At 67.4% G+C, this 26,859-nt stretch carries 27 protein-coding genes and 1 pseudogene; 15 read left to right on the forward strand and 13 right to left on the reverse strand.

All coding sequences use genetic code 11. The annotated features are described in order from the left end of the window. The first annotated feature begins 2 nt into the window (after positions 1-2). Together E5A74_RS01850 and E5A74_RS01855 are read left to right on the forward strand one after the other, a co-directional pair. Positions 3-3,203 (forward strand): efflux RND transporter permease subunit, encoded by a 3,201-nt coding sequence (locus tag E5A74_RS01850; RefSeq protein WP_135982260.1) that lies wholly within the window; start codon positions 3-5, stop codon positions 3,201-3,203. Then, on the forward strand, positions 3,200-4,639 hold the full coding sequence (locus E5A74_RS01855; RefSeq protein ID WP_135982262.1) for an efflux transporter outer membrane subunit: 1,440 nt from the start codon (positions 3,200-3,202) through the stop codon (positions 4,637-4,639). Before E5A74_RS01850 ends, E5A74_RS01855 begins: the two co-directional genes overlap by 4 nt. Position 4,640: 1 nt before the next feature. Here E5A74_RS01855 and E5A74_RS01860 read toward each other — a convergent pair whose 3' ends face one another. From E5A74_RS01860 to E5A74_RS01875, 4 genes are all read right to left on the reverse strand, one after another. Then, positions 4,641-4,895 carry a hypothetical protein gene (locus tag E5A74_RS01860; RefSeq protein ID WP_135982264.1) on the reverse strand — a complete coding sequence of 85 codons (255 nt, stop codon included), beginning with the start codon at positions 4,893-4,895 and terminating at the stop codon, positions 4,641-4,643. A gap of 29 nt (positions 4,896-4,924) precedes the next feature. Further along, positions 4,925-5,164: a YegP family protein gene (locus tag E5A74_RS01865; RefSeq protein ID WP_135982266.1), complete on the reverse strand. Its 240-nt coding sequence runs from the start codon at positions 5,162-5,164 to the stop codon at positions 4,925-4,927. After that, complete coding sequence (locus tag E5A74_RS01870) at positions 5,161-5,370, reverse strand: hypothetical protein (protein ID WP_135982268.1); 210 nt, start codon at positions 5,368-5,370, stop codon at positions 5,161-5,163. Before E5A74_RS01870 ends, E5A74_RS01865 begins: the two co-directional genes overlap by 4 nt. A 117-nt stretch (positions 5,371-5,487) precedes the next feature. Then, positions 5,488-8,340 carry a TIM-barrel domain-containing protein gene (locus E5A74_RS01875; protein WP_135982270.1) on the reverse strand — a complete coding sequence of 951 codons (2,853 nt, stop codon included), beginning with the start codon at positions 8,338-8,340 and terminating at the stop codon, positions 5,488-5,490. Between the two features lie 174 nt (positions 8,341-8,514). Between E5A74_RS01875 and E5A74_RS01880 the strand changes: the two genes are divergently transcribed. The 3 genes and pseudogenes from E5A74_RS01880 to E5A74_RS01890 all read left to right on the forward strand — a co-directional run bounded on the left by E5A74_RS01880 (position 8,515) and on the right by E5A74_RS01890 (position 10,537). Continuing rightward, positions 8,515-8,745: a hypothetical protein gene (locus E5A74_RS01880; protein WP_135982272.1), complete on the forward strand. Its 231-nt coding sequence runs from the start codon at positions 8,515-8,517 to the stop codon at positions 8,743-8,745. A gap of 6 nt (positions 8,746-8,751) precedes the next feature. Next, a pseudogene (locus E5A74_RS01885) lies at positions 8,752-9,270 on the forward strand (gamma carbonic anhydrase family protein); the annotation flags it as partial. A gap of 325 nt (positions 9,271-9,595) precedes the next feature. Further along, positions 9,596-10,537, forward strand: a complete 942-nt coding sequence (locus E5A74_RS01890) for an NAD(P)H-dependent flavin oxidoreductase (RefSeq protein ID WP_135982276.1) — start codon at positions 9,596-9,598, stop codon at positions 10,535-10,537. Positions 10,538-10,681: 144 nt separating this feature from the next. On the opposite strand, the gene E5A74_RS01895 is transcribed toward E5A74_RS01890, so the two are convergent. Together E5A74_RS01895 and E5A74_RS01900 are read right to left on the reverse strand one after the other, a co-directional pair. Further along, on the reverse strand, positions 10,682-11,140 hold the full coding sequence (locus E5A74_RS01895; protein ID WP_135982278.1) for a DUF1465 family protein: 459 nt from the start codon (positions 11,138-11,140) through the stop codon (positions 10,682-10,684). Between the two features lie 76 nt (positions 11,141-11,216). After that, the gene (locus E5A74_RS01900) at positions 11,217-11,414 is read right to left on the reverse strand and encodes a YdcH family protein (protein WP_135982280.1); all 198 of its coding nucleotides are present in this window, start codon (positions 11,412-11,414) and stop codon (positions 11,217-11,219) included. Between the two features lie 161 nt (positions 11,415-11,575). On the opposite strand from E5A74_RS01900, the gene E5A74_RS01905 reads away from it, so the two are divergent. Then, positions 11,576-11,728, forward strand: coding sequence for a YdcH family protein (locus E5A74_RS01905; protein WP_135982282.1), 153 nt, complete (start codon positions 11,576-11,578; stop codon positions 11,726-11,728). A 108-nt stretch (positions 11,729-11,836) separates the two neighbouring features. Here E5A74_RS01905 and E5A74_RS01910 read toward each other — a convergent pair whose 3' ends face one another. Both E5A74_RS01910 and dksA read right to left on the reverse strand, forming a co-directional pair. Next, positions 11,837-12,214, reverse strand: a complete 378-nt coding sequence (locus E5A74_RS01910; RefSeq protein WP_135982284.1) for a PilZ domain-containing protein — start codon at positions 12,212-12,214, stop codon at positions 11,837-11,839. 108 nt (positions 12,215-12,322) lie between these two features. After that, positions 12,323-12,790: an RNA polymerase-binding protein DksA gene (dksA, locus tag E5A74_RS01915; protein ID WP_135982286.1), complete on the reverse strand. Its 468-nt coding sequence runs from the start codon at positions 12,788-12,790 to the stop codon at positions 12,323-12,325. 429 nt (positions 12,791-13,219) lie between these two features. Here dksA and E5A74_RS01920 point away from each other — a divergent pair, with 429 nt between their 5' ends. After that, on the forward strand, positions 13,220-14,032 hold the full coding sequence (locus tag E5A74_RS01920) for a hypothetical protein (RefSeq protein WP_240699599.1): 813 nt from the start codon (positions 13,220-13,222) through the stop codon (positions 14,030-14,032). A 176-nt stretch (positions 14,033-14,208) separates the two neighbouring features. On the opposite strand, the gene E5A74_RS01925 is transcribed toward E5A74_RS01920, so the two are convergent. Further along, entirely contained in the window at positions 14,209-14,664 is a 456-nt protein-coding gene (locus E5A74_RS01925) for a host attachment family protein (protein ID WP_135982289.1), read from the reverse strand. 91 nt (positions 14,665-14,755) lie between these two features. Here E5A74_RS01925 and serS point away from each other — a divergent pair, with 91 nt between their 5' ends. From serS to E5A74_RS01945, 4 genes are all read left to right on the forward strand, one after another. Continuing rightward, positions 14,756-16,030: a serine--tRNA ligase gene (serS, locus tag E5A74_RS01930; protein WP_135982291.1), complete on the forward strand. Its 1,275-nt coding sequence runs from the start codon at positions 14,756-14,758 to the stop codon at positions 16,028-16,030. A 130-nt stretch (positions 16,031-16,160) separates the two neighbouring features. Beyond that, the gene (gene surE, locus E5A74_RS01935) at positions 16,161-16,925 is read left to right on the forward strand and encodes a 5'/3'-nucleotidase SurE (RefSeq protein ID WP_135982293.1); all 765 of its coding nucleotides are present in this window, start codon (positions 16,161-16,163) and stop codon (positions 16,923-16,925) included. A 47-nt stretch (positions 16,926-16,972) separates the two neighbouring features. After that, positions 16,973-18,040 carry a M23 family metallopeptidase gene (locus tag E5A74_RS01940; protein WP_135982295.1) on the forward strand — a complete coding sequence of 356 codons (1,068 nt, stop codon included), beginning with the start codon at positions 16,973-16,975 and terminating at the stop codon, positions 18,038-18,040. A 198-nt stretch (positions 18,041-18,238) separates the two neighbouring features. Continuing rightward, complete coding sequence (locus tag E5A74_RS01945; RefSeq protein ID WP_135982297.1) at positions 18,239-19,261, forward strand: potassium channel family protein; 1,023 nt, start codon at positions 18,239-18,241, stop codon at positions 19,259-19,261. Between the two features lie 178 nt (positions 19,262-19,439). On the opposite strand, the gene E5A74_RS01950 is transcribed toward E5A74_RS01945, so the two are convergent. Together E5A74_RS01950 and E5A74_RS01955 are read right to left on the reverse strand one after the other, a co-directional pair. Then, positions 19,440-20,060, reverse strand: a complete 621-nt coding sequence (locus E5A74_RS01950; RefSeq protein ID WP_168355589.1) for a hypothetical protein — start codon at positions 20,058-20,060, stop codon at positions 19,440-19,442. Positions 20,061-20,342: 282 nt separating this feature from the next. Beyond that, complete coding sequence (locus tag E5A74_RS01955) at positions 20,343-21,107, reverse strand: AAC(3) family N-acetyltransferase (RefSeq protein ID WP_135982301.1); 765 nt, start codon at positions 21,105-21,107, stop codon at positions 20,343-20,345. A 255-nt stretch (positions 21,108-21,362) separates the two neighbouring features. On the opposite strand from E5A74_RS01955, the gene E5A74_RS01960 reads away from it, so the two are divergent. Next, the gene (locus E5A74_RS01960; protein WP_135982303.1) at positions 21,363-21,728 is read left to right on the forward strand and encodes a DMT family protein; all 366 of its coding nucleotides are present in this window, start codon (positions 21,363-21,365) and stop codon (positions 21,726-21,728) included. On the opposite strand, the gene E5A74_RS01965 is transcribed toward E5A74_RS01960, so the two are convergent. Then, positions 21,725-22,126 carry a DUF1761 domain-containing protein gene (locus E5A74_RS01965; RefSeq protein WP_135982305.1) on the reverse strand — a complete coding sequence of 134 codons (402 nt, stop codon included), beginning with the start codon at positions 22,124-22,126 and terminating at the stop codon, positions 21,725-21,727. The two genes, E5A74_RS01960 and E5A74_RS01965, sit on opposite strands and share 4 nt — an antisense overlap. Positions 22,127-22,216: 90 nt before the next feature. On the opposite strand from E5A74_RS01965, the gene rimO reads away from it, so the two are divergent. The 3 genes from rimO (at position 22,217) to E5A74_RS01980 (ending at position 25,963) form a co-directional block, all read left to right on the forward strand. Then, the gene (rimO, locus tag E5A74_RS01970; RefSeq protein ID WP_135982307.1) at positions 22,217-23,551 is read left to right on the forward strand and encodes a 30S ribosomal protein S12 methylthiotransferase RimO; all 1,335 of its coding nucleotides are present in this window, start codon (positions 22,217-22,219) and stop codon (positions 23,549-23,551) included. Positions 23,552-23,654: 103 nt separating this feature from the next. Beyond that, positions 23,655-25,052: a serine hydrolase domain-containing protein gene (locus E5A74_RS01975; RefSeq protein WP_135982309.1), complete on the forward strand. Its 1,398-nt coding sequence runs from the start codon at positions 23,655-23,657 to the stop codon at positions 25,050-25,052. Positions 25,053-25,123: 71 nt separating this feature from the next. Continuing rightward, complete coding sequence (locus tag E5A74_RS01980) at positions 25,124-25,963, forward strand: hypothetical protein (protein ID WP_135982311.1); 840 nt, start codon at positions 25,124-25,126, stop codon at positions 25,961-25,963. A gap of 2 nt (positions 25,964-25,965) precedes the next feature. Here E5A74_RS01980 and E5A74_RS01985 read toward each other — a convergent pair whose 3' ends face one another. Continuing rightward, entirely contained in the window at positions 25,966-26,829 is an 864-nt protein-coding gene (locus tag E5A74_RS01985; protein ID WP_135982313.1) for an aldo/keto reductase family oxidoreductase, read from the reverse strand. Positions 26,830-26,859: the final 30 nt, after the last annotated feature.

Below are 26,859 nucleotides of genomic sequence, written 5' to 3' on the forward strand. Positions count from 1 at the left end.
CGATGAAGTTCCCCCATTTCTTCATCGAGCGGCCGATCTTCGCGGCGGTGCTCTCGATCCTGATCGTGATCATCGGCGCGATCGCCTATCCGTCGCTGCCGGTCGCCCAGTATCCGAGCATCGCTCCGCCCACCGTGGTGGTGACCGCCACCTATCCGGGTGCGAGCGCCGAGACGCTGGCAGAGACCGTCGCCGCGCCGCTCGAACAGGCGATCAACGGCGTCGAGAACATGATCTACATGACCTCGTCGTCGACCGGTAACGGACAGACGCAGATCACGATCAGCTTCAAGCAGGGTACCGACGTCGATCAGGCGCAGGTGCTGGTGCAGAACCGCGTCGCGCAGGCCGAGCCGCGCCTGCCCGAGGACGTCCGTCGTCTCGGCATCACGGTGAACAAGAACTCGCCCGACTTCCTGATGGTCGTGTTCTTCACTTCGCCCGACAACAGCCTCGATATCCAGTATATCTCGAACTACGTCACGCTGCAGGTGCTCGATCGCATCGCCCGCGTGCCCGGAGTCGGCCAGGCGCAGGCGTTCGGCGGCCGCGACTATAACATGCGCGTGTGGATCGACCCCGGCCTCGCCGCCGCGCGCGACATGACCGTCGACGAAGTGGTCAATGCGATCCGCGGCCAGAACCTTCAGGTCGCCGCCGGCGCCGTCGGCCAGCCGCCCTATGGCAAGGCCAGCCCGGCCTTCGAGCTCGGCGTGCAGGCGCGCGGGCGCCTCAGTTCGCCCGAGGAATTCGGCGCGGTCGTGGTCAAGCGCGACGATCAGGGCCGGCTGACCTTCCTGCGCGACGTCGCGCGGGTCGAGCTCGGGGCGCAGGACTACAACTTCAACGGCTATCTCGGCGGCAAGAGCGCCGTCGGCATGGGCATCTTCCAGATGCCGGGTTCGAACGCGCTCGCCACGGCCGATGCCGTGAAGAAGGAGCTCGACACGCTCGCCCAGAGCTTCCCCGCGGGGATGAAATATTCGATCGACTACAATCCCACCGACTATATCGCCGAGTCGATCAGCGCGGTGGAGCATACGCTGATCGAGGCGCTGATCCTCGTCGTGCTGGTGGTGCTCGTCTTCCTGCAGAGCTGGCGCACCGCGATCATCCCGATCATCGCGATCCCGGTGTCGCTGGTCGGCGCCTTCGCGGTGCTGCTCGCCTTCGGCTACTCGCTCAACACGCTGTCGCTGTTCGGGCTCGTGCTCGCGATCGGCATCGTCGTCGACGACGCGATCGTCGTCGTCGAGAATGTCGAGCGCCTGATGGAGGAAGAGGACATCAGCCCGCGCGAGGCCGCGCACAAGACGATGGACGAAGTGTCGGGCGCGATCGTCGCGATCTCGCTGGTGCTCGTCGGCGTGTTCATCCCGACGATGTTCATCCCGGGCATCTCGGGCGCCTTCTACCAGCAGTTCGCGATCACCATCGCCTCGGCGACGATCATCTCGGCCTTCGTCTCGCTGACGCTGTCGCCGGCCCTGTGCGCGCTCGTGCTCAAGAAGCCCGAGCATGGCAGGGAACCGACGCCCGGCTGGCGCGGCCTGCCCGGGCGGCTGGGACGCAAGTTCAACAGCGGCTTCAACTGGCTCTCGCACAAATATAGCCGCCTCACCGCGCGGCTGGTGCGGATGCTGGTGATCGTCGGCGTGATCTATCTCGGCCTGATCCTCGTCGTGGCGTGGCGCTTCACCGCGACGCCGAGCGGCTTCATCCCGCCGCAGGATCAGGGCTATCTGATCGGCGTGGTCTCGCTGCCGCCGGGCTCGTCGCTCCAGCGCACCGACACGGTGGTGCGCGAGGCGATCAAGGAGTCGATGAAGCTCGACGGCGTGCAGACCTCGATCGGCTTCGCCGGCCTCGACGGCGCGAGCTTCTCGACCGCGCCGAACGCGGGCGTGATCTTCTTCGCGCTGAAGCCGCATGCCGATCGCAAGCAGAGCGCCGACGAGATCCAGCAGGCGCTCTATCCGGCGCTGGGCGGGATCAAGGGCGGCGACATCATCATCATCGCGCCCCCGCCCGTTCCCGGCATCGGCACCGGCGGCGGCTTCAAGATGATGATCCAGGATCGTAGCGGCGCCGGCTATCAGGCGCTCGCCCAGGCATCGATGGCGATGATGATGGGCGCCAACCAGGCCGAGGGCGTCGCCGGCGCCTTCTCGCTGTTCAACACGGGCACCCCGCGCCTCACCGCCGATGTCGATCGCGATCGCGCCGAGCGGATGGGCGTGCCGGTGGCGAACATCTATTCGACGCTCGGCTCCTATCTCGGCTCGGCCTATGTCAACGACTTCAACTATCTCGGCCGCACCTTCCGCGTGACCGCGCAGGCCGACGCGCCCTATCGCGACGACGCGTCGGACATCCAGGTGCTCAAGACGCGCTCGGCCTCGGGCCAGATGGTGCCGATGAGCGCGGTGATGGCGCTCAAGAACGATGCCGGTCCGTATCGCGTGGTGCGCTACAACCTCTATCCCGCCGCCGAGCTGATGGGCGACACCAAGCCCGGCTATTCGACCGGCCAGTCGCTCGATTCGATGGAGGCGCTCGCCGCGAAGACGCTGCCCAAGGGCATGGGGTTCGAATGGACCGAGCTCGCGTTCGAGCAGCGTCAGGCGGGCAATACCGGGCTGATCGCGTTCGGGCTCGCGGTGGTGTTCGTCTTCCTGCTGCTCGCGGCGCTCTACGAGAGCCTCGTGCTGCCGCTGGCGGTGATCCTGATCGTGCCGATGTGCCTGCTCGCCGCGATCCTCGGTGTGAACGTGATGGGTCTCGACAACAACATCCTCACCCAGATCGGTCTCGTCGTGCTGATTGGCCTCGCCGCCAAGAACGCCATCCTGATCGTCGAGTTCGCGCGGCAGGGCGAGGAGGAGCAAGGGCTCGAACCGCGCGCCGCGGCGGAGCAGGCCGCGCATCAGCGCATGCGGCCGATCATCATGACCTCGATCGCGTTCATCCTCGGCGTGCTGCCGCTGGTGATCGCCACCGGCGCGGCGGCGGAGCTCCGCCAGGCGCTCGGCGTCGCGGTGTTCTTCGGGATGATCGGGGTGACCTTCTTCGGGCTGTTGTTCACCCCGGCCTTCTACGTGATGGTCCGCAAGCTCGCGGGCTGGGCGGAGCGGCAGCGCGCGCGCTTCTCGCACAAGAAGCCCGAAACGCCGCCTGCGCCCGAAGCGGAGGCCACGGCATGAAGCGCCTGTCTCTGCTCGCCGCCGGATTGCTCTCCGCCTGCGCCGTCGGCCCGAATTACGAGCGCCCCGCAACGCCGCAAGCCGCGGCGGGGACGTTCGTCGATCCGGGCACGACCAAGGTCTCGACGGGCGCGGTCGAGGGCGAATGGTGGCATCTCTTCCGCGATCCCGTGCTCGATCGGCTGGTGGTCGACGCGCTGGCGCACAATACCGATATCCGCGTCGCCGCCGCCAATCTCCGCCGCGTCCGCGCGGTGCTGTCGGAAGCGCGCAACCAGCGGCTGCCGACCACCGATCTCAGCGCTCGCTACACCCGGCAACGGGTAGGCGCGGGAAGCAGCCAGATCCCCGGCGTGCAGAGCCAGGAGTTCGACTTCTTCCAGGTCGGGTTCGACGCGGGCTATCAGGTCGATCTGTTCGGTGGCGTATCGCGCTCGATCGAGGCGGCGCGCGGCGATGTCGCGGCGGCGCAGGCCGGGCTCGACGCCGCCCGCATCGCGATCGCCGCCGAGACCGCGCGCACCTATGCCCAGGCGTGCAGCTTTGCCGCGCAGGCCGCGGTGGCGCGCGAGACTGCGGCGCTGCAGGAACAGACGCTCGGCCTCACCCGCCGGCTGCTCGAGGCCGGCCGCGGCACCCAGCGCGATGTCGACCAGACGCTGGTCCTCGCCGAGAATGCCCGCGCGCAGGTACCGCTGTTCGAGGCCGAGCGCCGCGCCGCGCTCTACGCACTCGCCACGCTCACCGGCCGTCCGCCCGAAGAGACCGATGCCGCCGCGGCCCAGTGCACCGTGCCGCCGCAGGTCACCGGGCTGATCCCGGTCGGCGACGGTGCGGCGCTGCTCGCCCGCCGTCCCGATGTTCGCCAGGCCGAGCGTACGCTCGCCGCCGACACCGCGCGGGTCGGCGTCGCCACCGCGGCGCTCTACCCGTCGATCCGGCTGCTCGGCTCGGTATCGCTCGGCGCGCAGGATATCGGCGATCTCGCCAAAAAGGATTCGTTCAGCTTCTCGCTCGGGCCGCTGATCAGCTGGAGCTTCCCGAACATGGGCCAGGCCCGTTCGCGGCTGCGCCAGGCCGAGGCGACTGCCGAGGGCTCGCTCGCGACCTTCGACGGCACCGTGCTCACTGCGCTGCGCGAGGTCGAGCAGGCGCTCGCGCGCTATTCGGGCGAGATCGAGCGCAACGTCGCGCTGCGCCGCGCCGAGGCGGCGGCGAGCAATGCCGCGCGCATCGCCGGGCTGCGCTTCAGCGCGGGCCGCGACACGCTGCTCCAGCGGATCGACGCCGAACGCGATCGGGCAGGCGCCCGCGCCGCGCTGGCGCAGTCGAACGCTGCGCTCGCCGAGGCGCAGGTCGCCTTGTTCAACGCGCTCGGCGGCGGCTGGGAAAATGCCCCGGCGGCGCAACGGCGCGAGCCGGTGGCGACCAACTAGGTCAGGTGCTGGCCAACACGGCCGCGTCGCCGAAGGGCCCCGCATTCCGCTCGGCAAACTGGCCTTCGCGCTCCGCGGCGGCGAGTTTACGGCGTTCGCGATGCTCGGCGGCGACCGCCTCTTTCGCCCATGCCGCGGCGGCGATCTCGGCCTGCTTACGGACGCTGGTGAGGGTCGAGGCAGCCGCACGGGCGCGCTGCAGGGCTTCCTGCGCGCGGCAGAGGATCGAGGATGGGGGTATGAGAAGTCCTTTCAACGGGAGAAATGGCGACGGGATCAGTTCTGTCAGGAACGCCTGCGCAACGTAGCTGTTCCGGCGCCTTCGCGTAGCGCTTCGACCGCCGCCACGCACGCGCGCTGGCTGCCGAAGCCGTCGCCGGAAGCGATGACCACGCCGGCGCTCGAGCAAAAGCGCCAGCGCCAATCCTCGCCCGAGAACAGGATCGACGTGAGCTTCACGCGGTCGGCGCGATAGATTTCGAAATAGGGCTGGTCTGGCCGACGGAGGCCGTCGGCCGCGCTCAAGGACGTAGCCGGGTCCGCGTGACCGGACCGGTCAGCACCCGCTTGCCAAAGGCTTTGGCGACTGCGTTGGCGCCATCGATGTTCATCAGCACGACGCGCGTGCCGCGCGGGTGCAGCGGCTCGATCGCGCTGATCGCCGCCTTGTGCTTGGCCGCCATCGCCTCGACGTCGGCACGTTCGGCATCGATATTGATTGCTCGCGACACATAAGTCTCCCGTTGGAGCGGGAGCACATAGAATCTCTCAGCCGCGCCTTGCTCGAACGACGATCACGCGATGGCGCCGATATGGGGTGCGGACCCCGGGTTTACCAGTATGCGCGCTCAGGGTCGCCGCACGGTGATCGGCTTGCCGTCATAGACGAAGCTCTGCGCCGATTCGGCGAAGTCGGGCGCGGTCGCGCGGCCGGGGGTGTAGAAGCGCACCGAGATCGCGCGCTTGCCCGGCATGCCGTCATAGCCGCCCTGGCGCGCGCCGATCGTCAGCGTCCCCGCCGCCTCGTTCCACGTCAGCGGCACCCGCGCGAACCTGCCCTGCTTGTAGCCCGGGCTGACGCCGTCGTCCTCGTAGAGCGAGAAGCCGCCATCGGCGCCGGTGAAGACATGGAGGACGATCGGGCCGTCGGGCTGCTCGCCGACATGCTGGATCGCCGCGCCGGTCGGCACGATCGAGCCCGCGCGGACGAACAGCGGCATCCGCTCGCGCGGCGCCGCGGCCGCGATCGTCTGCCCGCCCTTCAGGAACGCGCCGGTCGCGAAGTCGTACCAGCCGGCGCCGGCGGGCAGATATACGTCGCGCCCGCGGGCGTTGAACGTCGTCACCGGCGCGGCGAGGAAGGCGGGCCCGAACAGATATTCGTCGTCGACATTCCACGTCCTGCGGTCGGCCGGGAAGTCCATCACCAGCCCGCGCATCATCGTGCCGTCCCGGTGCCAGGTGTCGGCGGCGATGGTGTAGATGTACGGCATCAGCCGGTAGCGCAGCTGGTCGTACCATAGCATCGACTCGTACATCGCCTTGTCGTCCGCGGCGATCTCGAAGATCTCGCGCTTCGGAGTCTCGCCATGGCTGCGGAACAGCGGCGTGAACGCGCCGAACTGGAACCAGCGCAAATTGAGCTCGCGCCATTCGGCGACGTGCGCGGCATCCTGCCTGGTGTAGCGATCCTCGAGCGCGAAGCCGCCGATATCGTGCGTCCAGTTGGGCACGCCCGACATCGACAGATTGACCCCGGCCGAGATCTGGTCGCGCAGATCGTCCCAGCGCGCCGCGACATCGCCCGACCACAGCGCCGCGCTCGCGCGCTGCAGCCCGCCGAACCCCGAGCGGGTGAGGATGAAGGGCCGTTTGTCGGGCAGCGCCTGCCGCAGCCCCTCGGCGACGCCCTCGGCATGGACCAGCGGGAAGCTGTTGAACAGCGCCGCCGCCGGTCCCGCCGCGGTCGGGCCCATCCGCTCGATGCGCTGCTCGATCGACAGGTTCGAATGAATGTCGGGCTCGGTCGCGTCCATCCACCACGCGTCGAAGCCCTTGTCGACCAGCCCTTCCTTCATCTGGCGGAAATAGATCTCCCGCGCCTCGGGCGCGTAGGGGTCGTAGTCGGTGTTCTCATAGCCCTTGCCGACCCAATCCTTCTCCTTCGCCTTGAGATTGCCGAGATAGAGATGGCCCTTCGCCATCAGTTCCTGCGCGTTCTTCGTGTTCGGATAGAATTTGGGCCAGACCGAGATCATCACCCGGGCGTTCAGCGCATGCGCCTCGTTGACCATGCCGGCCGGATCGGGGAAGCGCTTCGCGTCGAAGCAATGGCAGCCCCATTGATCCTCGGGCCAGTAGAACCAGTCCTGGACGATGTTGTCGAGCGGGATTCCCCGCTTGCGATATTCGCGCACCACGCCGAGCAATTGGTCCTGCGTCTCGTAGCGCTGGCGGCTCTGCCAGAAGCCATAGGCCCAGTTGGGCATCATCTCGGCCTTGCCGGTGAGCCCGCGATAGCCGGCGATCACCTCGTCCATGCTGCGCCCGCCGACATAATAATAGTCGATCGCGCGCCCGACATCCGATGACAGCCACAGCGAGTGGCGATCGGGCGCCGCCAGCGGGTCCGAATGGAACAGCGCGAGATAGCCGGCATTGGGCTCCCATTCGACGCGCAGCTCGATCGGCTTGCCCGCGTTCATCGCCAGCTCGAAATTGTGGAACCACGGATTCCAGTTCTGCCGCCAGCGCGACAGCACTTCCTTGCCGTCGGCGAACACCTTCACATAGCTCGACGAATAGAGCCGGAACTTGTGCGTGCCGGTCTTGTCCGGGGTGACGCTACCGCGCCACACCACGCGCTGCTGGCCGACCACCACGCCGGCGGTGTTCTGCCCGCTCTCCGACGACGCGACCGTCCGTGCCTTCGCCGCTTCGGGCCAGTTCGCCTGGTCCTTGATGAACTGATAGTCGATGAACGGCTCCTGCCGGGTCACCGCGAGCCGGTCGCCGAGGAAATAATCGGCCTGCCAGCCCGGCTTGCCGCCGCTCGTCACCTTCAGCCCCTGCCCGACATGCCGGTACGGCGCCGGATTGCCGAACCGCGTGATCGCGTTGTTGTCCCAGAGCAGCCCGTAATTGCGCGTCGACACGACGAACGGGATCGCGATGTCCATATTGTGCTGGCCGAGTTCGACGTCCTCGCCATTATAGTTCATCTGCCGGTTCTGATGCTGGCCGAGCCCGTAGAACCCTTCATCGGTGCCGCGGTTGAACTGCTGCGCGGTCGCGAGAAACGGCTTGCCGTCGGCGCTGGTCGGCGCGAAGCGCCGCTGCGCCTCCTCGGCGAGGACGAGCTTGCCGCCGGCGTCGCGGAACTGGACGCGCCCGTCGGAGAGCCGGATCTCGGCGGTGGCCCGCGGCAGTCTGAGCGTCAGCAGCCCGCCGGCTTCGGTGATCACCGGGTCGCCGGCGGCATCGGCGGTGACCATCAGGCTTTTGGGCAGGTTGAAGTCGCGCGCCGGCGCGGCGGTGACGCGGAACGCGGCATCGCCATAGGCGATCACCCGCACGCGCTTCGCGGCGCCGTGATCGGGCGTCACGATCACGCCGTGCGCGACGCGCTCGACGTCGGACGCCAGCGCCGTTCCCGACAGCAGCATCGCGGCGAGCGCCGCGCTTCCCAGCAACTTCCGCAACCGCCCTCTCCCCCATTTTTTACATATGCTATGTATTTTCAATCGGATCGTCCAGCGCCGGTACGCGACCAAAGCCGGCGGCTACGCGATGATCCGCAAGTTCCCGGCATTGAAGCGTTAACCTTGTCGGGCTAACGCCTGCTGCGGGGTTCATGCGGGGCGGGCAAGAGGACGATGGCCGAGTTTTTCCTTTCGATCTACGCGATGATGGCGATGTTCGTGCTGTTCGCGATGCGCCGTAACCAGCGCGAGCAGCGCCCGAACCCGCAGATGGTCACGCTGGTCGGCTGGGGGCTGTTCTCGCTGTCCTCGACGCTCGCGATCCTGCTCGGCGCGGTCGGCCTAGCGCTGGCGATGGGGCTGCACATGCCCCTGCCCGCCAGCTTCGACGCGTCGCTCTTCTAAAGGCCGATGCCGCTCTACGCGATCGGCGGCCACCAGCCTCAAATCGCTCCCGACGCATGGGTCGCGCCGAGCGCCGATCTGATCGGTGACGTGCGGCTTTCCGCGCTGGCCAGCATCTGGTTCGGCGCCGTGATCCGCGCCGACAACACCCCGATCCTGATCGGCGCGCGCACCAACGTCCAGGACGGCGCGATGCTCCATTCGGATCCCGGCGCGCCGTGCACGCTCGGCGACGACGTCACTGTCGGCCATCACGCGATCCTCCACGGCTGCACGATCGGCGACCGCAGCCTGATCGGCATGGGCGCGACGATCCTCAACCGCGCAGTGATCCCCGAAGACTGTATCGTCGGCGCCGGCGCGCTGGTCACCGAGGGCAAGGCCTTCCCGCCCGGCCATCTCATCGTCGGCTCCCCGGCAAGGGCGATCCGCCCGCTAGATGACGCGCAAAAGGCGCTGCTCACGGCCTCCGCTGCCCTCTACGCCAGCAAGCAGCGCGATTACGCGGCCGAGTTGAAAGAGGTCGTCCGCGGCTTCGAAGGGCTAATGGACTTCGCCTGCGTCACGATGGGCTGCTGCGGAAGCAGCAAGGATGGCGAACCGATCCACGTCACCGATCTGATTCCGCGATCGGGGCCGGTGACGGCTGATCAGTTTATCGACTGGCTGGTCGAAGCCGAAAATATGAAGCTCGAGGAGTATCCGGCGGCACATCGCGAGAGAATGCGCGAATCGTTCATCGCCAATATGGGCGCTCCTGTGGTCGATGCGTCGCGCCTGCGCTGGCGTTGACGTAGCGTCGCGCGCGCCGGGATAGACAGCCCTATCGGTTGCGCTACAAAACCCATCCATGGCTCTTCCCCCGCTGTTCGATCGCCTCCGGCTTCCCGTCATCGGCTCGCCGCTGTTCATCATCTCGGTGCCCGATCTGGTGATCGCCCAGTGCAAGGCGGGGATCGTCGGCTCGTTCCCCGCGCTCAACGCCCGCCCGCAGAGCCTGCTCGACGAATGGCTCCACCGGATCACCGAAGAGCTCGCCGCCTGGGACCGTGCCAATCCCGACACTCCCGCCGCGCCCTTCGCGGTCAACCAGATCGTCCATCGCTCGAACGATCGGCTCGAGGCCGATCTCCACACCTGCGCCAAATGGAAGGTGCCGATCGTGATCACCTCGCTCGGCGCCCGGCCCGAGCTGAACGACGCGGTGCACAGCTGGGGCGGGATCACCCTCCACGACGTCATCGACGATCGCTTCGCGCACAAGGCAGTCGAGAAGGGCGCCGACGGGCTGATCCTCGTCGCCGCGGGCGCGGGCGGCCATGCCGGCCGGCTCAATCCCTTCGCCTTCGTCCAGGAGGTCCGCGAGTGGTTCGACGGCCCGCTGATCCTGTCGGGCGCGATCGCCACCGGCCGTGCGATCCTCGCCGCGCAGGTGATGGGCGCCGACCTCGCCTATATCGGCTCGCCGTTCATCGCCACCGACGAGGCCAATGCCGTCGACGCCTATAAGCAGGGCATCGTCGAGGGCCGCGCGGCCGACATCATCTATTCGAACCTGTTCACCGGGGTGCACGGCAATTATCTGCGCAGCTCGATCGTCGCCGCGGGGCTCGATCCCGAGAAGCTGCCCGAGAGCGATCCGAGCGCGATGAACTTCGGCGGCGCCAAGGCGTGGAAGGAAATCTGGGGATCGGGCCAGGGCATCGGCGCGGTCAGCGCGATCGAGCCCGCCGCGGTGCGAGTCGAGCGGCTGAAGCGCGAATATGCCGCGGCGAAAGCGGCGCTGGGCTGAACCAAATCCTCCCTCGCGCAGCGGGGGAGGTGGCGCCGAAGGCGACGGAGGGGGCGCCTCCCCGGGCAACATCGCCTGCGGAGAGGCCCCCTCCACCAGCTTCGCTGGTCCCCCTCCCCCGCTTCGCGAGGGAGGAACAAGAAATCAAAAAGAAGCGCTGAGCCGATCCAGCATCCGCCGCGCCGGGCTGTCATCCACGGCGGGATCGTCGAGCGACGTGTCGAGCCGCGCCACCCGGCGGTGCAGTTCGATGCTCGTCGCGATGATCGTGCGCGCCTGCAGCGGCATCGAAGCGAGCGTGCCCTCTTCGGTCTCGGGGGCCTCGCCCAGCCGCCGCGCCGGCGACAGCGCGTCGCCCGGCGTCAATTCGCCCGCGGCGACCGCGCGCTGGGTCAGCAGCCACGCGATGATGTGCATCAGCCGCGTCGTCACCTTGAGCGACTCGCAGGAGAAGGTGACGCGGCTCAGCGCCTCGAGCGAGTCGCGCTCGGCGCGGCCGACCACGTCGAAATAGGCGCGCGCCTCGTCGGCCAGCACCATCGCCTCGACATAGAGCGAGTCGACCAGCCTGCGGTGGATCGTCGAGGTTGCCTGCTCCGTCATTCCGACAAGGAGTGCCATATCGCGCGCGGCAGTTGAATGCTTAATATTGAAGCACCTGCGTCCCGGCGCGGGAGGCTCAGGCGATGATGTCGGGGATCAGATGATCCTCGAGCTGGGAGATCTCGTCGCGCAGGCGCAGCTTGCGCTTCTTGAGCCGGGCGATCTGGAGCTGGTCGGCCACCCCGGTCAGGCGCAGCGCCTCGATCGCGGCGTCGAGGTCGCGATGCTCGGTCCGGAGCGCTTCGAGCCGCCGCTGGATCTCGCTCTCTTCCATCTCGCCCCCTCTACGCACACGCGCCCGGGCCCACAGGACCCGTAACGGACCATCGCGCCTTTTCCGCAAGCTGTCGATTGCGCCGAATACGGGGGGCGACAAGCCACGCGAAAGGTGATTTATTGAGTCCCCCCGGTCGCTTAACGAAGGAGGACGCTTCCATGCAGAATGCGCATTTCGCGGCACTCAATGCCAAGCATTCGACTCTGGATCAACGGATCACTGCCGAGTCGCAGCGACCCCTTCCCGATCAAATGCTGCTCGCGGAATTGAAGAAGCAGAAACTGCGCGTCAAGGAGGAGTTGAACCGCTAGCGCCGGGTTCCGGCGCTTTGCTGCGGAGGTGTGGTCTCAGCGCCGCACCTCCGGATATCCCCATTTCCCATGCAATACCGAGTCGCCGGCGCCGCGCGCGGCCTGCGATCAGCGCCGCGCGAGCGGTGGTCGTGCGAATTGCGGCGAGCGCGCGCCGGTGCCGACCGGCTTGCGCGCGAGCATCGGGTCGATCTCGATGTCGAAGGCCACGCCGACGCGGCCATCGGTCGCCCAGGCGATGCGGCCCTTGACCCAGCCCACGCCGCGCACCTCGATCTCGACCGGGGTGCCGATCTCGACCGGCGCGGCATATTCGGCCATCAACCCGCCCGACGAGAGATTGCGCACGCGAACCTGCGCGATCTTGTCGTCGCCGGTGAGCCGGAACTGCGCGGTCAGCAACAGGCTGTCGCGCGAGCCGGTGCGCTGGCCGGTGAAGTCATCGGCCGAGAGCGCGTTCACGGAATCGGTAGAAAACTGGTCCATCGGAGCTGCTCAAACGCAAAATTGATCTGCGTCAATTAGAGCAGCAATCGTTGACGAAAGCGTAAATTTAAGGGGCCGCACCGAAAAATCGCGCGGCCCCCGATGTCGCTATTCGTCGCGCGAGACCTTCTCGTTGCGCTCGTGGCGCTCCTGCGCCTCGACCGTCATCGTCGCGATCGGCCGCGCCTCGAGCCGGGCGAGCGAGATCGGCTCGCCGGTCACTTCGCAATAGCCATATTCGCCTTCGTCGATCCGGCGCAGCGCCGCGTCGATCTTGGCGATCAGCTTGCGCTGGCGGTCGCGGGTGCGCAGCTCGATCGACCAGTCGGTCTCGCTCGAGGCGCGGTCGGTGAGATCGGCCTCGCGCAGCGAGTCGGTCTGGAGCTGGTTGAGCGTCCCCGCCGCCTCGCGGTAGATCGCGTCCTTCCACGCGTGCAGCTTCTCGCGGAAATATTCCTGCTGCCGCGGGTTCATAAAGGGTTCGTCGTTGCTCGGCCGATAGCCGTCGTCGCCATCGTTCGCGGCCGGCGGAAAATGTTTTCCGGGTTCCTCGGAACGTTCCAAAACCGTAGCCATCCCCACTCTCCACACCGGTCACCCAGTGGCCAAGCCGCTGGATGACTGCTTTTGCCCGCTCGCCCTATACTTGCGCGCGGACGCATAAACAAGCGCGCTATTATGGCAGGCGCGCTGTCTAATCACCGGTAACACGGGGGAAATTAGCGACGGCTGAACAACGACTCCGCGCCGCCGACGATTAACCATGTTCGTTCACAAGTATCGCTGCGACGAGCCACGGGACCGTACCGAAACCGGACGTTAACCATAAGCTCTGCGGCAGATGCGGCGAAAATCGTCCAGGAACAAGGTAAACAGCCCTCGTTGCGCTTGCGCTTAATAGTTTGTTTTGCGTTTCTTCCGCATTGAAGGCGCACAAGCTGCTGACGGTCCTGTGGGGAGCGAGGCGCCAGCAACAGGGAAGAGTGGGACATCATGTCGGTTCGCATGGCCTTGGCGAAACTCTGCGCATGTGCCTGTGGCGGCGCAGTCATCGGCGGCAGCGGCGTCTACGCCGTGGAGCGCGTGACGCAGCCCAGCGTGGTCCAGCAATATACCGTCGCGAAGAAGCGCGTGATGCGCAAGGTCGCGGCGAGCGGGGCGCGCAAGAAGCTGGTGCGCCGCGTGACCACGACCACCACGACCCAGGCCCCGCCGCAGGTCGTCGTCGTGACCAACCAGGGCGCGCCGATCCCGCTTCCCCCGCGTGAGATGCCGACCGTCGCCGCCGCGAGCAGCGCCGCGGCGGGCGTCGTCGGCGGTTCGGGCGGCTATGGCGGCTTCGGCGGCGGCTTCTTCGCCGGCGGCTTCTTCGGCAGCTCAGGCAGCAGCTCGGGCAGCAGCGGCATCAACATCGAGATTTCGAGCGGGGGCTCGTCGACGAGCACGTCTTCGGGCGGCTCGTCGACTTCGACCTCGACCGGCGGCTCGTCGAGCTCGACCTCGAGCTCGAGCGGGGTCAGCTCGTCGACTTCGTCCTCGACGTCCTCGTCCACCTCGTCGTCGACGTCATCGTCGACCTCGTCGAGCACCTCGTCGAGCGGCAACTGGAGCACGTCGAGCGGCTGGAGCACCTCGAGCAGCTGGGGCTGCAAATGGGGCAAGCATTGCGGCGGCCACGGCTCGAGCGGCTCGTCGGGCGGTCCGCCCCCCGAGCCGGTCCCCGCACCGCCGATGATCCTGCTGTTCGGCGGCGCCGCGGCGGCGCTGGTCGCCCGCAAGCGCTTCGTCAAGAAGAAGCTCGCCGACGCGGCGGCCTGAGGTCGGACACGTCACGGCATCAGCCAAAGCCCACAAAGCCGTCACCCGCGCGAACGCGGGGCCCCATCTCCCCCGTGCGCCCCTACCAACCACCGCGTGGTAGTTTGTGCGAGCGCAGGAGATGCCCCCGCGCGAACGCGGGGTGACGATGGCGCGTAAACCGCCCGGTCGATCGCCTATTCCGCGTTGACCAGCGCCTGCTCGATCTGCGGCACGGTGTGCCCGGTCAGGTCCTTGTCGAGCTCGCCGCGCAGCCGGTCGCTCACTTCCTTGTGATAATGTTTGCGCAGCTCGCCGAGCGTCCGCGGCGGGGCGATGATGATCAGCGACTCGAAGTCATTGGCGAGCGCGCGCTTCCGGAGCAGATCGGCGGTCTCGGCGGCGAAGCGGTCTTCCTCGAGCTGGTGGAAGTCGACTTCCTCCATGTTGCCCCCGCCCCATTGCCCGCCGCCGCGCGTGCTCGATGCGCCGCCGGCGAGGTCGGTGGCCTGATCATTGTGTGACGGGTTGTGCTTGTCGATCACCTTCTTCTCGACCTGCAGGTTGGGATGCAGCGCATCGCCCTCGTTCCTCAGGAACAGCATCTTCCGGCCATCCGCGACCACCACGACTGCATCGTGCGGAACCTGCATCGCTCATCTCCTGTGTTTCGGTGCTGATCGCTCAACGCAGCCGCGCGGCGCAGGGTTGCGCAGGCCATCGCGCGCAGTCATACGCCCGGCCATGCACGACATCCGCTTCATCCGCGAAAACCCCGAGGCATTCGACGCCGGTCTGGCGAAGCGCGGGCTCGCACCGCGATCGGCCGATCTGCTCGCGCTCGACGAGCGCCGCCGCGCGCTGATCACCGAGGCGCAGGTCACGCAGGCGCGCCGCAACGAGGTGTCGAAGGCGATCGGCGCGGCCAGGGCCCGGCGCGACGATCCCACCGATCTGATGGCCGAGGTCGCCGAACTCAAGGAGCGGATGCCCGCGATCGACGCCGAGGAAAAGGCCGTCGGCGCCGCGCTGACCGAGGCGCTCGCCGCGATCCCCAATCTCCCCCTCGCCGACGTGCCCAAGGGCGCCGACGAGGAGGACAACGCCCTCGTCCACGCGCGCGGCACGCCGCCCGTCTTCGCCTTCGAGGCGAAGGAGCATGACGCGATCGGCCCCGCGCTCGGGCTCGATTTCGAGACCGGCGCGCTGCTCTCGGGGACGCGCTTCACCTTCGTGCGCGGCGCCGCGGCGCGGCTCCACCGCGCGCTCGGCCAGTTCATGCTCGACACGCTGACCCGCGACCATGGCTATGAGGAGGCGGTGCCCCCCGTGCTCGTCCGCTCGGAGGCGATGTTCGGCACCGGCCAGCTCCCCAAATTCGCCGAGGACAGCTTCCAGACGACCGACGGCCGCTGGCTGATCCCCACCTCCGAGGTCAGCCTCACCAACAGCATCCGCGAGCAGATCTTGCGGCAGGAGGAGCTGCCAATCCGCCTCACCGCGCTCACCGCCTGCTTCCGCTCCGAGGCGGGTTCGGCCGGGCGCGACACGCGCGGCTATATCCGCCAGCACCAGTTCGAGAAGGTCGAGATGGTCTCGATCGTCACCCCCGACGCCTCGGATGCCGAGCACGAGCGGATGACCGGCTGCGCCGAGGACATTCTCGACAAGCTCGGCCTCGCCTTCCGCCGGATGAAGCTGTGCACCGGCGACATGGGCTTCTCGGCGGCGCGGACCTATGATCTCGAGGTCTGGCTCCCCGGCCAGGCACGCTATCGCGAGATCTCGTCCTGCTCGACCTGCACCGACTTCCAGGCGCGCCGGATGAACGCCCGCTATCGCCCCGAAGGCGAGAAGGGCACGCGTTTCGTCCATACGCTCAACGGCTCGGGCCTCGCGGTCGGCCGCACCCTCGTCGCGGTGATCGAGAACTATCAGCAGGCGGACGGCGCGGTAGCGGTGCCGGCGGTGCTTCAGCCCTATCTCGGCGGGCTGACCCTGCTGGAGCCGCGTACTTGATCCTCCCCGGCACGGGGAGGTGGCAGCGCGAAGCGCTGACGGAGGGGGCTGTCCACCAGCGACATCCCTCCCGGAGAGCCCCCTCCACCAGCCTGCGGCTGGTCCCCCTCCCCGTCCCGGGGAGGATCAAATGAGAATCCTGCTCACCAATGACGACGGCATCCACGCGCGCGGCCTCGCCGTGCTCGAACGCATCGCGCGGACGCTTTCCGACGACATCACGATCGTCGCCCCGGCCGAGGAGCAATCGGGCAAGAGCCGCGCGCTGACGCTCACCGAGCCGTTCCGCGTCCGCCGTCTCGGCGACAATCGCTATGCGGTGCGCGGCACGCCCACCGATTGCGTGATGTTCGCGCTCGCCGAGGCGATGGCGGATTCGCCGCCCGATCTCGTCCTGTCGGGGGTCAATCGCGGCGGCAATCTCGGCGAGGACGTCAGCTATTCGGGCACCGTCTCGGCGGCGATGGAAGGCGCGCTCGCCGGCATCCGCTCGGTCGCGCTCAGCCAGCGCTACGCCCAGACCGGCATGGGCGACAAGGTGCCCTTCGATACCGCCGAAGCCTGGGGCGAACGCGCGCTCAAGCCGCTGCTCGATGCCGAATGGGCGCCGCGCACGCTGATCAACATCAATTTTCCGCCGGTGCCGCCCGAAGCGGTCAAGGGCATCAAGCCGGTCGCGCAGGGGCTGCGCGACTATGGCCGGGTCGGGCTCGACAAGCGCGTCGATCCGCGCGGCTTCCCTTATTATTGGCTCGCGATGAGCCGGTTGCCGCACACCCCCGAGCCCGGCACCGATCTCGAGGCGATCGAGCAGGGCTGGGTCACCGTCACCCCGCTCCATCTCGATCTCACCCACCGCAAGTCGCTGGAAAGTCTTGCGTCGGTCTATTGTTAACCACCCGCATTTCCCTTATTAAATTTTCAGGGGTTAGGGAGCTGGCAATGCGCCGGATGGGGGCACTGCTGTTCGGCGTCTTCGCGATGTCGGGCTGCATACCGGCTGAGGCCGGACGGGGACCGGGCAGCTACGATGCGCCGGCTCCCGATCGACAACAGGAGCTGGAACGTTTCGAGCGGCGCTCGCTCGATCAGGACGTGCGCGCTTTGCCCGCGCCGCCGCCCGCATGGGAGGCGCGCAGCGTCACGCCCGACGCGCGGCTGGTGTCGAGCTCGACCTGGGTGGTTCAGCCCGGCGACACGCTGCGCACCATCTCGGCGAAGACCGGGGCGGGATCCGAGGCGATCGCGCGCGCCAACAATCTTGCCGCGCCCTTCATGATCCAGCCCGGCCAGCGGCTGACCATCCCCGGCGGGCGCTATCATCTCGTCCGCACCGGCGAGACCGGCATCGCGATCGCGCGCGCCTATAAGGTCGAATGGTCGCGCGTCGTCTCCACCAATGCGCTCGCCGAGCCCTATATCCTGCGCACCGGCCAGCGGCTGCTGATCCCGGGCAGCCGCCCCGAGACGATCGAGGAGCGCGCCGCGCGCTTCCATCTCGACATCGACGATATCCTCACCGGCGGCCAGCCCGCGCTCGCGGCCAATGCCAAGCCGGCCAAGCCCACCGCCTCCTCGGCGCGCGTGCTGCCGGCGACCACCCCGGTCGCCGCGCCGGCCAGCCGGGTGGCGAGCAACCTCGCCTGGCCGGTGCGCGGCACGGTGGTGAAGCGCTTCGGCCCGGGCAAGAGCGGCGAGCGCAACGACGGGATCAAGATCGCCGTCCCGCTCGACACGCCGGTGCTCGCCGCCGCCGACGGCGTCGTCGCCTATGTCGGCAGCGACGTGCCCGCGCTCGGCGGGCTGGTCATCGTCAAGCACGGCAACAGCATGACCACGGTCTACGGCCATGCCGGGCAATTGCTCGTCCAGCGCGGCCAGTCGGTCAAGAAAGGCCAGATGATCGCGCTCTCGGGCAATTCGGGCTTCGCCGATCGTCCCGAGCTGCATTTCGAGCTCCGCCAGGGCCGCACCCCGGTCGATCCGGTCACGCGGCTACCGGCCCGCTGACCCATTCCTCCCCCGGAGGGGGAGGGGGACCGCGAAGCGGTGGAGGGGTAGCTCTCCACCAGCGATATCGCACGAGGCGCGCTACCCCTCCGTCAGCTTCGCTGCCACCTCCCCCTCCGGGAGAGGAATGGGGTGACCGGCCGGACAGGATCAGCGCCCCCTTGCCCCTCCTCTTCAGGGAGGGGATAGAAGAGCGGCATGGCCGTCCTTCCCCCCGCCACCCTCAAGCGCAAGTCGAGCCTGCCGGTCTGGGTCTCGATCGGCTGGCGCGTCCTCGCGGTGCTCGCGCTGCTCGCGCTCGCGGTCGGGGTCCACTGGATCGAGCGCGACGGGCTGAAGGATACTGCCGACGGGCATGTCAGCTTCCTCGACATCCTCTATTTCACCTCGATCTCGGTGACGACCACCGGCTATGGCGACATCGTGCCGGTGAGCAATTCGGCGCGGATGTTCGACGCCTTCGTGGTCACCCCGATCCGCGTCTTCGTGGTGCTGCTCTTCCTCGGCACCGCCTATAATTTCGTGCTCAAGCGAACCTGGGACAAATGGCGTATGGCAGTGATCCAGCGAACCCTTTCGGGGCACATCATCGTCGCGGGCTATGGCACCACCGGCTCGGAGACAGTCGACGAGCTGATCGCGCGGGGCACCGATCGCGGCCAGATCGTCGTGATCGACCAGAACGAGGCCAATCTCGCCCGCGCCAAGGAATGCGGCTGCATCGTCCTGCAGGCCGATGCGACGCGCGATCAGATCCTCGAGGACGTGCGGATCGGAAGCGCCGAGTCGATGATCGTTTGCGCGGGGCGCGACGACACCTCGATCCTGATCACGCTCACCGCGCGCCACCTCGCGCCGGCGCTGCCGATCAGCGTGATCGTCCGCAACGAGGACAATGAGTTGCCCGCGCGGGCGGCCGGCGCCACCACTGTGGTCAATCCGGTGAGCTTCGCCGGGCTGCTGCTCGCGGGTTCGTGCCAGGGCACGCACCTCTCGGACTATCTGATGGACCTCGCCTCGATCCATGGCCGCGTGCAGCTCAAGGAACGCAAGGTCCACCCCGGCGAGATCGGCAAGCCGCTCTCGGCCATCGCCACCGGCCTCGGCGTGCGCATCTATCGCGACGGCCAGCCCTATAGCTTCGCCGAGCCCGAGACCCACGCCCTTCTCGCCGGTGACACGGTCCTCGAGATCGTCACCGACCAGGCTGTGAACCCATAAACGACCGCTTTGGCACGAGGGCCGAGCGTCCGGGACCGGGTGGGAAGCGGGCTTGCGGCTTTCGTGCCAAGGGGCCGGATAGCTATTCGTTGAGGGGCTAGCCTGCGTGAACGATGCTTAGCGAATACATTCGTTACCCACGCTAACCGCTGCCTCAAAACGCTTTGGCAGCGCGGATTCAGCGTTCCCGTCTGAAAGCCTCAGGGCCAATCGTCCGAACGTCATAAGAGGGGAACTCTCTCACCCAAGCGGCCCAGTCGGGCCGGTTGCTGTAAACCGGGTAAGGGGCTGATGAGGAGAACTCGACCGGTTGATGGGTTACTGTTACCGAAATTTTCCGCAACCGTACGCCCTTACCGAAATGTGCCTCGAGGTCGTCGGGGGCTAGCGGAACCACTGTTCGGGGGTCATTGATATCGGCAAACGAGACTAGGTAGGGGCAGACTAGCGCGTCCTCACGACCGCAGTTGAGGACGCGGCTCTGCCCACGGCGGGTAGCAATTTCAGCGAGACCAAGAATCCGATCAGGGTTCCGATTGGGCCACTGGGGCTGGAGGACACGTTCTGGCAGCATCGCCATCGCATCGAGCGATACCAAATTGTTTTCGGTGCGCCCCACGACCAGCGCGAACAGGGTTCCCCTGCCCGGAAGTTCCACAGGCACCGCCTCACCCCTGAAACGCGGGGAAAAACTGGAAACGAGAGGCACTATCGGCCGAGCCAGCTCGAAAGACCAAACGCGTGAGCCTGTTCTGATGACGCCGTTGTCGTCAACTTCCACGTCGAGCCGGTAGTTCACCTGGGCCCTCTCGCCGCAAGCGCTCAGCAGCAGAGCTGCCGCCGGGACCAGCCTGAGACGCCCGATCAGCATTCCCATAAAGACAACGTTCCGGTGCTCGCCACGTTCGCCGAGCTATCCGGAAAAGCGCTAAGGTACTGTGAACGGCGGCGGCTTTTGTGATCCGCTATGGCTATTCGAACCGCCGCAATCGGGGCGTTAGCCGATAGGCAGCTTTATGAGTCTACGGCGTAGTCCCGCCCTGCGCGCCCTTCCCGCGCGGCCGCTGCAGCAGGCGTGCAATCAACGGATGCTCGCCCGCGCCTCGTCACATTCCTCGCAACCTTCCGCCGATCCGTGGAGAAAGACCAGCGGATCCGCCGCGATCCGCGCCACCGCGACACGGATAAGGTCGGCCGCCTCGATCAGCCGCGCCTCGGCATGCCCCACCCGCCCCTCGCGCTGGCGCCCCTCGGCGCGCAGCCAGTCGTCGGCCAGCGCGAAGTTCTCGCAGCAGCTGTCATTCTCGCCATAGTGCACGCGCGTCCCGTCGGCAGCGGTGTAGTGGAAGTCGCTGCGATAGGGCGCGCCGCCGATCAGCTCGGCGAGGTGGAGCATCGTATTGGCGTCATGGCCGACGCCGAGCAGTAAGATCTGCCCGCCCGCCTCGCGGATCCGGTCGATTGCGCTCCCCGGCGCGGTCGGCGGCAGCACGAACGGCCCGCCGGTGATCCATTCGGCCTTGGGGCCGATCGCCGCCACTGCGTCGAAATGCGCGCTGCGCACCACGCCCGGCTGCTGCCAGAACAGCGCGGGGACAATCCCCAGATCCTCGCGATTGGGCGTGGCGGCGGGATCGAAGGGCTGATCGTCCTCGCCGGTCGCCGAAGGCATCGCCAGCGTCCCCTCGGGCCCCAGCGCCTCCCGCAGCGCCGCGATCAGCCCGATCGGACCCCCCGCGACCGGGCGCACCGCGCGGTAGCTCGAATGGACGAGCAGCACGCCGCCTTCGCGTACCCCGAGTGCGCGAAGCTGCGCGACCAGCTCGTCGCATGTCGTCGATTGCATCCGCCCCCTGCCTTGCAAATTAGGATTTCGCCTGCTCCCCTGCCCGCCGGTCGGGCAATTGCCAACCGCGCTCTTTGACACCGTCGATTTTTCCTACAGGTCGGCGCAACAATATTTCCTGCCCGCGCAACGCGAGAGTCGTTCTACCGCGACTCTTGCGACTCTAGGCCGGCGAAACCCTACAAAACGCCCGTCTGGAAATCCTACGCCGTTTTCGCGCTTGACCGCCGCGCCGCAGCCGTGCTCGTCGCCCGGATGCCGATCCTCCTGACCCGCGCCTTGCCGATCCTGCTGCTGATCGGCTCGAACATCCTGATGACCTTCGCCTGGTACGGGCATCTCAAGTTCAAGGACAAGCCGATGCTCGCGGTGATCCTCGTGAGCTGGGGGATCGCCTTTTTCGAATATTGCCTCGTCATCCCAGCCAATCGCTGGGGCAGCGACGTCTACTCGCCGGCACAGTTGAAGGGGATGCAGGAAGTGATCACCCTCACCGTGTTCGTGGTGTTCTCGACCTGGTATCTCGGCCAGAAGATCACGCTGAACCACCTGATCGGGTTCGCGCTGATCGCCGCGGGCGCCTTCTTCCTGTTCCGCGCCCCGATCGCCGCGGCGGCCTAGCGCATCAGCCCGAAGATCGCGCCCATCACCAGATAGATGGTGACCCAATAGCCCGCATCGATCAGGAACAGCGATCGCGGCTGGCGCGAGAACAGATAGTTCACGCCGATCGAGGTGGCGATGAAGCCCACGCCGATGATCGACGCGACCACCAGCGAATAATGCAGCCCCATCGGCGCGTCATAGGTCGCATAGAGGTGGTCGAGCATGAACGCGGCGATCAGGTTGAGCACGAAGGTGGCGCCGAAGATCAGCGGCATGTTCGCCTGCGCCGCGCTCTCCGGGGTGATCCCCCGCGCCTTCATCCACGCCTTGCCGAACAACGGCCCGTACCAGAGCCCGCCGACAAGGAAGCCGGCGAGCGCCGCCAGCAGAATCGCAAGCCAGTGAATTTGCATCGTCCCCTCCCTTTTCTTCAGGGACGTGAAGCTACGCCGGAAACCCCCGGCTAGCAATTTCGCCAGAAAAGCCTATGTCGCCCGCCAATCATGGCAACCAAACTCCCCGAGGCCCCCCGCGTAGGGATGGTGTCGCTCGGCTGTCCGAAGAACCTCGTCGACAGCGAACGCATCCTCACCAAGCTGCGCAGCGACGGCTATGCGATGTCGCCCGATTATCAGGGTGCCGATGTCGTGCTGGTCAACACCTGCGGCTTCCTCGACTCGGCCAAGGAGGAGAGCCTCGAGGCGATCGGCGAGGCGATCGCCGAGAATGGCCGCGTCATCGTCACCGGCTGCATGGGCAAGGAAGCCGAGGTCATCCGCGCGCGCTTCCCCAATGTGCTCGCGGTCACCGGCGCGCACCAATATGAGGAAGTCGTCGGCGCGGTGCACGATGCTGCGCCGATGCCGCCCTCGCCCTTCGTCAACCTCGTCCCCGATGCCGGGCTCAAGCTGACCCCGCGCCACTACAGCTATCTGAAGATCTCCGAGGGCTGCAACCACCGCTGCGCCTTCTGCATCATCCCGAGCCTGCGCGGCGACCTCGTCAGCCGCCGCCCCGATGCGATCCTGCGCGAGGCCGAGAAGCTGGTCGAGGCCGGGACGAAGGAGCTGCTGGTCATCAGCCAGGACACCTCGGCCTACGGCGTCGACATCCGCAAGCAGCCGCGGATGTGGAAGGGTCAGGAAGTGATCCCGCACATGACCGACCTCGCCCGCGAGCTCGGCAAGATCGCGCCATGGGTGCGGCTCCACTATGTCTACCCCTATCCGCATGTCGACCAGGTCATCCCGCTGATGGCCGAGGGGCTGATCCTCCCTTATCTCGACATCCCGTTCCAGCACGCGTCCCCGACCGTGCTTCGCGCGATGAAGCGCCCGGCCAACGAGGCCAAGGTGCTCGAGCGCCTGCGCAACTGGCGCGCGATCGCCCCCGATCTGACGATCCGCTCGACCTTCGTCGTCGGCTTCCCCGGCGAGACCGAGGCCGACTTCCAATATCTGCTCGACTGGCTCGACGAGGCCCAGCTCGACCGGGTCGGCGCCTTCCGCTTCGAGCCGGTCGAGGGCGCCCCCGCCAACGACTTGCCCGGCGCGGTGCCCGAAGCGGTCAAGGAAGAGCGCTACGCCCGGATCATGGCGAAGACCGCGGCGATCTCCGCCGCCAAGCTCCAGGCGAGGATCGGCCGCACGCTCGACGTGATCATCGACGAGGTCGGCGAGGAAGGCGGCGCCACCGGCCGCAGCCAGGCCGATGCCCCCGAGATCGACGGCGAGGTGTTCCTGCGCGACGCCGGACACCTGAAGCAGGGCGACATCGTCCGCGTCGCAATCGAGGACGCCGACGAGCACGACCTCTACGGGGTGCCGGTCTCGGCCTAGGTCTATATCCGGCGGGCAACGGTCCGTCGCGATTCGGAAACATCTCGCGGGATGACGCCGACGAAGCGCTGGCCTAAGCTCGGCCATCGCTTCCGGAGGTCCAATGTTTCGCACGCCGCTCGCCGCCGCTCTTCTCTTCGCCACGCCCGCCGCTGCGCAACAGCTCACCCCGGCCGAGATCACCAGGGTCGACGCGATCGTGGCTGACGCGCTGGCGTCGACGCAGGTGCCATCGGCCTCGATCGCGATCGTGCGCGACGGCAGGATCGTCTACGCCAGGGCCTATGGTGATCAGGGCCCGGGGATGAAGGCGACCAGCGCCGACGCCAAATACCAGATCGCCTCGATCTCCAAGCAATTCACCGCCGCGGCGCTGCTGCTGCTCGAGGACGAGGGCAAGCTCAGCCTCGACGACAAGGTGTCGAAATGGGTGCCGGACATCACCGGCGCCGATCGGATCACCGTCCGCCAGCTGCTCAGCCACACCGCCGGCATCCAGGATTATTGGCCGCAGGATTACGACTTCGCCGCGATGGAGAAGCCGGTCACCCCGCAGCAGATCCTCGATCGATGGGCAAAGAAGCCGCTCGATTTCGAGCCCGGCACCGCATGGCAATACTCGAACACCGGCTATGTCGTAGCCGGCATGATCATCGAGAAGGCGTCGGGCATGAAGCTGCTCGACTATCTCCAGAAGAAGATCCTCAAGCCGCTCGGCATGCAGGCGATGGACCAGGACTATGCTGTGGGACCGGGCTTCCCGCAGGGGACGCACCGCTTCGCACTGGGCCCGGTCCGTCCGGCGAAGCCCGCCGCGCATGGCTGGCTCTGGGCGGCGGGCGAACTGGCGATGTCGGCTGGCGATCTCGCCAAATGGGACATCGCCCGGATCGACCGCAAGATCCTCAGCCCCGAGGATTGGGCGGCGCAGGAGACCGAAGTGAAGCTCGCCGACGGCAGCGGCACCCGTTACGGCCTCGGCGTCTCGCTCGGCCAGCATGACGGCACCCCTATGGTCGAACATGGCGGCGAGGCGGTCGGCTTCCTCTCGGAGAACGTCGTGCTTCCCGAGAAGCGCTTCGCGGTGGTCGCGCTGGTCAATGCCGATTTCGGCGGCGCCCCGGGCGAGATCACGCAGGGGATCACCGAGATCTTCTATCCGCCCATGACGACGCAGCCGGCGCAGACGATCGACCAGGCGCGCGACGCGCTCGCGCGTAAACTGTTCGATCAGCTGCGTAGCGGTACGCTCGACCGCGCGCTGCTCACCGAAGACGCCAATTACTATTTCACGCCCCAGGCGAGCGCGGACTATCGCGACAGCCTCGCCCCGCTCGGCGAGCCGGTGCGCTTCGCGGCGCTCGGCAAACCACGGCTGCGCGGCGGCTTCGTCAACCGCAATTACGAGATCGTCTATCAGGGCAAACGGCTGGTCGCGATCACCTATGCCGAGCCGGGTGCCGCAGGAAAATTCGAGCAGTTCCTGGTGCAGCCGCGTTGATTCGCGCGGCGCTTTCCGGTTTCGTCTGGCTGGCGCTGGCCCGCGCCAGCGGGACCGATCCGGAGGCGCAAATGACGCCCGTCGATCCACTCACGGTGCAGGACGACGATTTCGCCCGCCACCGCGATCCCGCCGAATGGAAGGGCCTCGGGGTCAGCCGAGTCGAGTTTCGCGAAGAGCGCGCGGCGTGGCGGCTATGGCGGATCGCCAACAAGCACCACCATCGCGGGCCGCTGTGGTTCGTGCCGCACGACAACGAGAATGCCGGGTTCGAAGCCGGCCTCGAAGCCGTGCGGCGCTGGGGCGGCACGCTGATCGCAGTCGATGCCGGGATCGCCGATGACGGCGTCCGGATGAACCGCGCGGTCGACTATGGGCGCCCGGTCGATCCCAACCGCAATTTCGACAGCGCGCTTCCCGGCTATGCCCGCCACGTCCTCGCCGATCTGAAGCCCGGCATGCCGATCATCGCGCTCCACACCAATGGCCGCGGTTTCGACACCGGCGAATCGCGCTGCAACAAATCCGATCCGCCCGGCGGCGGAGTGATCTCGATCCGCTATTGCGACGACACGCTGCGGCCCAGCCCGTCGCTCAACCGCGCCTGGCCATGGGACGACGACGACACCGTCGCCTTCGCGACCTTCCGCTCGGGCGACGCACCTTCCGACGCCTTTTGCCGCGACGAAATGGTCGCAGCGGACTTCAACGTCGTGCAGGAGCGCGTGATCGCGAGCGACCGCTCGCTGTCGAACTATGCGGTGCTGCACGGGCTCGACTATCTCAACTTCGAGACGCTCGATCGCGGCGACGGCCCCGAAGGGCTCGCCGAGGGCCGGCGGCGACTGGTCCACATCATCGGCCGCGCGCTGGCGATGTGCGCGCCCAAGGTGAAACCGGTCGAGCGCTGAGTTCAGCCGGCGATCGCGTCGAGCGCCTTCACCGCCTCGGCCGGCAGCACCAGATCGCGCGCCGCGAGGTTCTCGCGAAGGTGCGCGCGCGACGAGGTGCCCGGGATCAGCAGAATGTTCGGCGAACGCTGGAGCAGCCAGGCGAGCGCCACCTGCATCGGCGTCGCGCCCAATCCCGCCGCCACGCTGTCGAGCGCGCCCGACTGGATCGGCGAGAAGCCGCCCAGCGGGAAGAACGGCACATAGGCGATCCCCGCCTCGGCGAGGCTATCGATCAGCGCATCATCGTCACGGTGCGCGAGGTTATAATGGTTCTGGACGCAGACCACCGGCGCGATGCCCCGCGCCTCCTCGATCTGTGTCGCCGTGGCGTTGCTGATCCCGAGATGGCGGATCAACCCCTGCCCGCGCAGCCGCGCCAGCCGCTCGAATTGCGGCGCGATCGTGCCTTCGCTGAGCCCATGGCCGCCATCGCCCATCACCCGCAGATTGACCGCGTGGATGGTCTCGAGCCCGAGGTTGCGCAGATTGTCGTGGACTGCGGCTTCGATCTCGTCGGGGCTGAATGCCGGCAGCCACGCGCCATCCTCGCCACGCCGCGCACCGACCTTGGTCACCAGCACGAGGCCGTCGGGATAAGGATGCAGCGCCTCGCGGAGGATCTGGTTGGTGACGTGCGGACCGTAATAATCGCAGGTGTCGATGTGATCGACGCCCGAGGCGACCGCCTCGCGCAGCACCGCGATCGCCTCATCGCGATCCCTGGGTGGGCCGAACACACCCGGACCGGCAAGCTGCATCGCGCCGTAGCCGACACGGTTCACGCTGCGGTCGCCCAGTCGCCAGGTCATCGGAAAATCGGACATCGCCTGCACTCCAGTATCGAGACCGGCTCC

Source organism: Sphingomonas naasensis (assembly GCF_004792695.1).
Taxonomy (GTDB): Bacteria; Pseudomonadota; Alphaproteobacteria; order Sphingomonadales; family Sphingomonadaceae; genus Sphingomonas; species Sphingomonas naasensis.

Excerpts from the sequence above, each read along its gene's own strand:
- E5A74_RS01960 (WP_135982303.1), top strand. The coding sequence starts at position 21,363 with ATGCCGATCCTCCTGACCCGCGCCTTGCCGATCCTGCTGCTGATCGGC.
- E5A74_RS01920 (WP_240699599.1), top strand. The coding sequence starts at position 13,220 with ATGGCCTTGGCGAAACTCTGCGCATGTGCCTGTGGCGGCGCAGTCATC.
- E5A74_RS01905 (WP_135982282.1), top strand. The coding sequence starts at position 11,576 with ATGCAGAATGCGCATTTCGCGGCACTCAATGCCAAGCATTCGACTCTG.
- E5A74_RS01985 (WP_135982313.1), bottom strand. The coding sequence starts at position 26,829 with ATGTCCGATTTTCCGATGACCTGGCGACTGGGCGACCGCAGCGTGAAC.
- rimO (WP_135982307.1), top strand. The coding sequence starts at position 22,217 with ATGGCAACCAAACTCCCCGAGGCCCCCCGCGTAGGGATGGTGTCGCTC.
- surE (WP_135982293.1), top strand. The coding sequence starts at position 16,161 with ATGAGAATCCTGCTCACCAATGACGACGGCATCCACGCGCGCGGCCTC.
- E5A74_RS01955 (WP_135982301.1), bottom strand. The coding sequence starts at position 21,107 with ATGCAATCGACGACATGCGACGAGCTGGTCGCGCAGCTTCGCGCACTC.
- E5A74_RS01855 (WP_135982262.1), top strand. The coding sequence starts at position 3,200 with ATGAAGCGCCTGTCTCTGCTCGCCGCCGGATTGCTCTCCGCCTGCGCC.
- E5A74_RS01910 (WP_135982284.1), bottom strand. The coding sequence starts at position 12,214 with ATGGACCAGTTTTCTACCGATTCCGTGAACGCGCTCTCGGCCGATGAC.
- E5A74_RS01975 (WP_135982309.1), top strand. The coding sequence starts at position 23,655 with ATGTTTCGCACGCCGCTCGCCGCCGCTCTTCTCTTCGCCACGCCCGCC.
- E5A74_RS01945 (WP_135982297.1), top strand. The coding sequence starts at position 18,239 with ATGGCCGTCCTTCCCCCCGCCACCCTCAAGCGCAAGTCGAGCCTGCCG.
- dksA (WP_135982286.1), bottom strand. The coding sequence starts at position 12,790 with ATGGCTACGGTTTTGGAACGTTCCGAGGAACCCGGAAAACATTTTCCG.
- E5A74_RS01895 (WP_135982278.1), bottom strand. The coding sequence starts at position 11,140 with ATGACGGAGCAGGCAACCTCGACGATCCACCGCAGGCTGGTCGACTCG.
- E5A74_RS01850 (WP_135982260.1), top strand. The coding sequence starts at position 3 with ATGAAGTTCCCCCATTTCTTCATCGAGCGGCCGATCTTCGCGGCGGTG.
- E5A74_RS01965 (WP_135982305.1), bottom strand. The coding sequence starts at position 22,126 with ATGCAAATTCACTGGCTTGCGATTCTGCTGGCGGCGCTCGCCGGCTTC.
- E5A74_RS01980 (WP_135982311.1), top strand. The coding sequence starts at position 25,124 with ATGACGCCCGTCGATCCACTCACGGTGCAGGACGACGATTTCGCCCGC.
- E5A74_RS01940 (WP_135982295.1), top strand. The coding sequence starts at position 16,973 with ATGCGCCGGATGGGGGCACTGCTGTTCGGCGTCTTCGCGATGTCGGGC.
- E5A74_RS01925 (WP_135982289.1), bottom strand. The coding sequence starts at position 14,664 with ATGCAGGTTCCGCACGATGCAGTCGTGGTGGTCGCGGATGGCCGGAAG.
- E5A74_RS01890 (WP_135982276.1), top strand. The coding sequence starts at position 9,596 with ATGGCTCTTCCCCCGCTGTTCGATCGCCTCCGGCTTCCCGTCATCGGC.
- serS (WP_135982291.1), top strand. The coding sequence starts at position 14,756 with ATGCACGACATCCGCTTCATCCGCGAAAACCCCGAGGCATTCGACGCC.
- E5A74_RS01900 (WP_135982280.1), bottom strand. The coding sequence starts at position 11,414 with ATGGAAGAGAGCGAGATCCAGCGGCGGCTCGAAGCGCTCCGGACCGAG.
- E5A74_RS01880 (WP_135982272.1), top strand. The coding sequence starts at position 8,515 with ATGGCCGAGTTTTTCCTTTCGATCTACGCGATGATGGCGATGTTCGTG.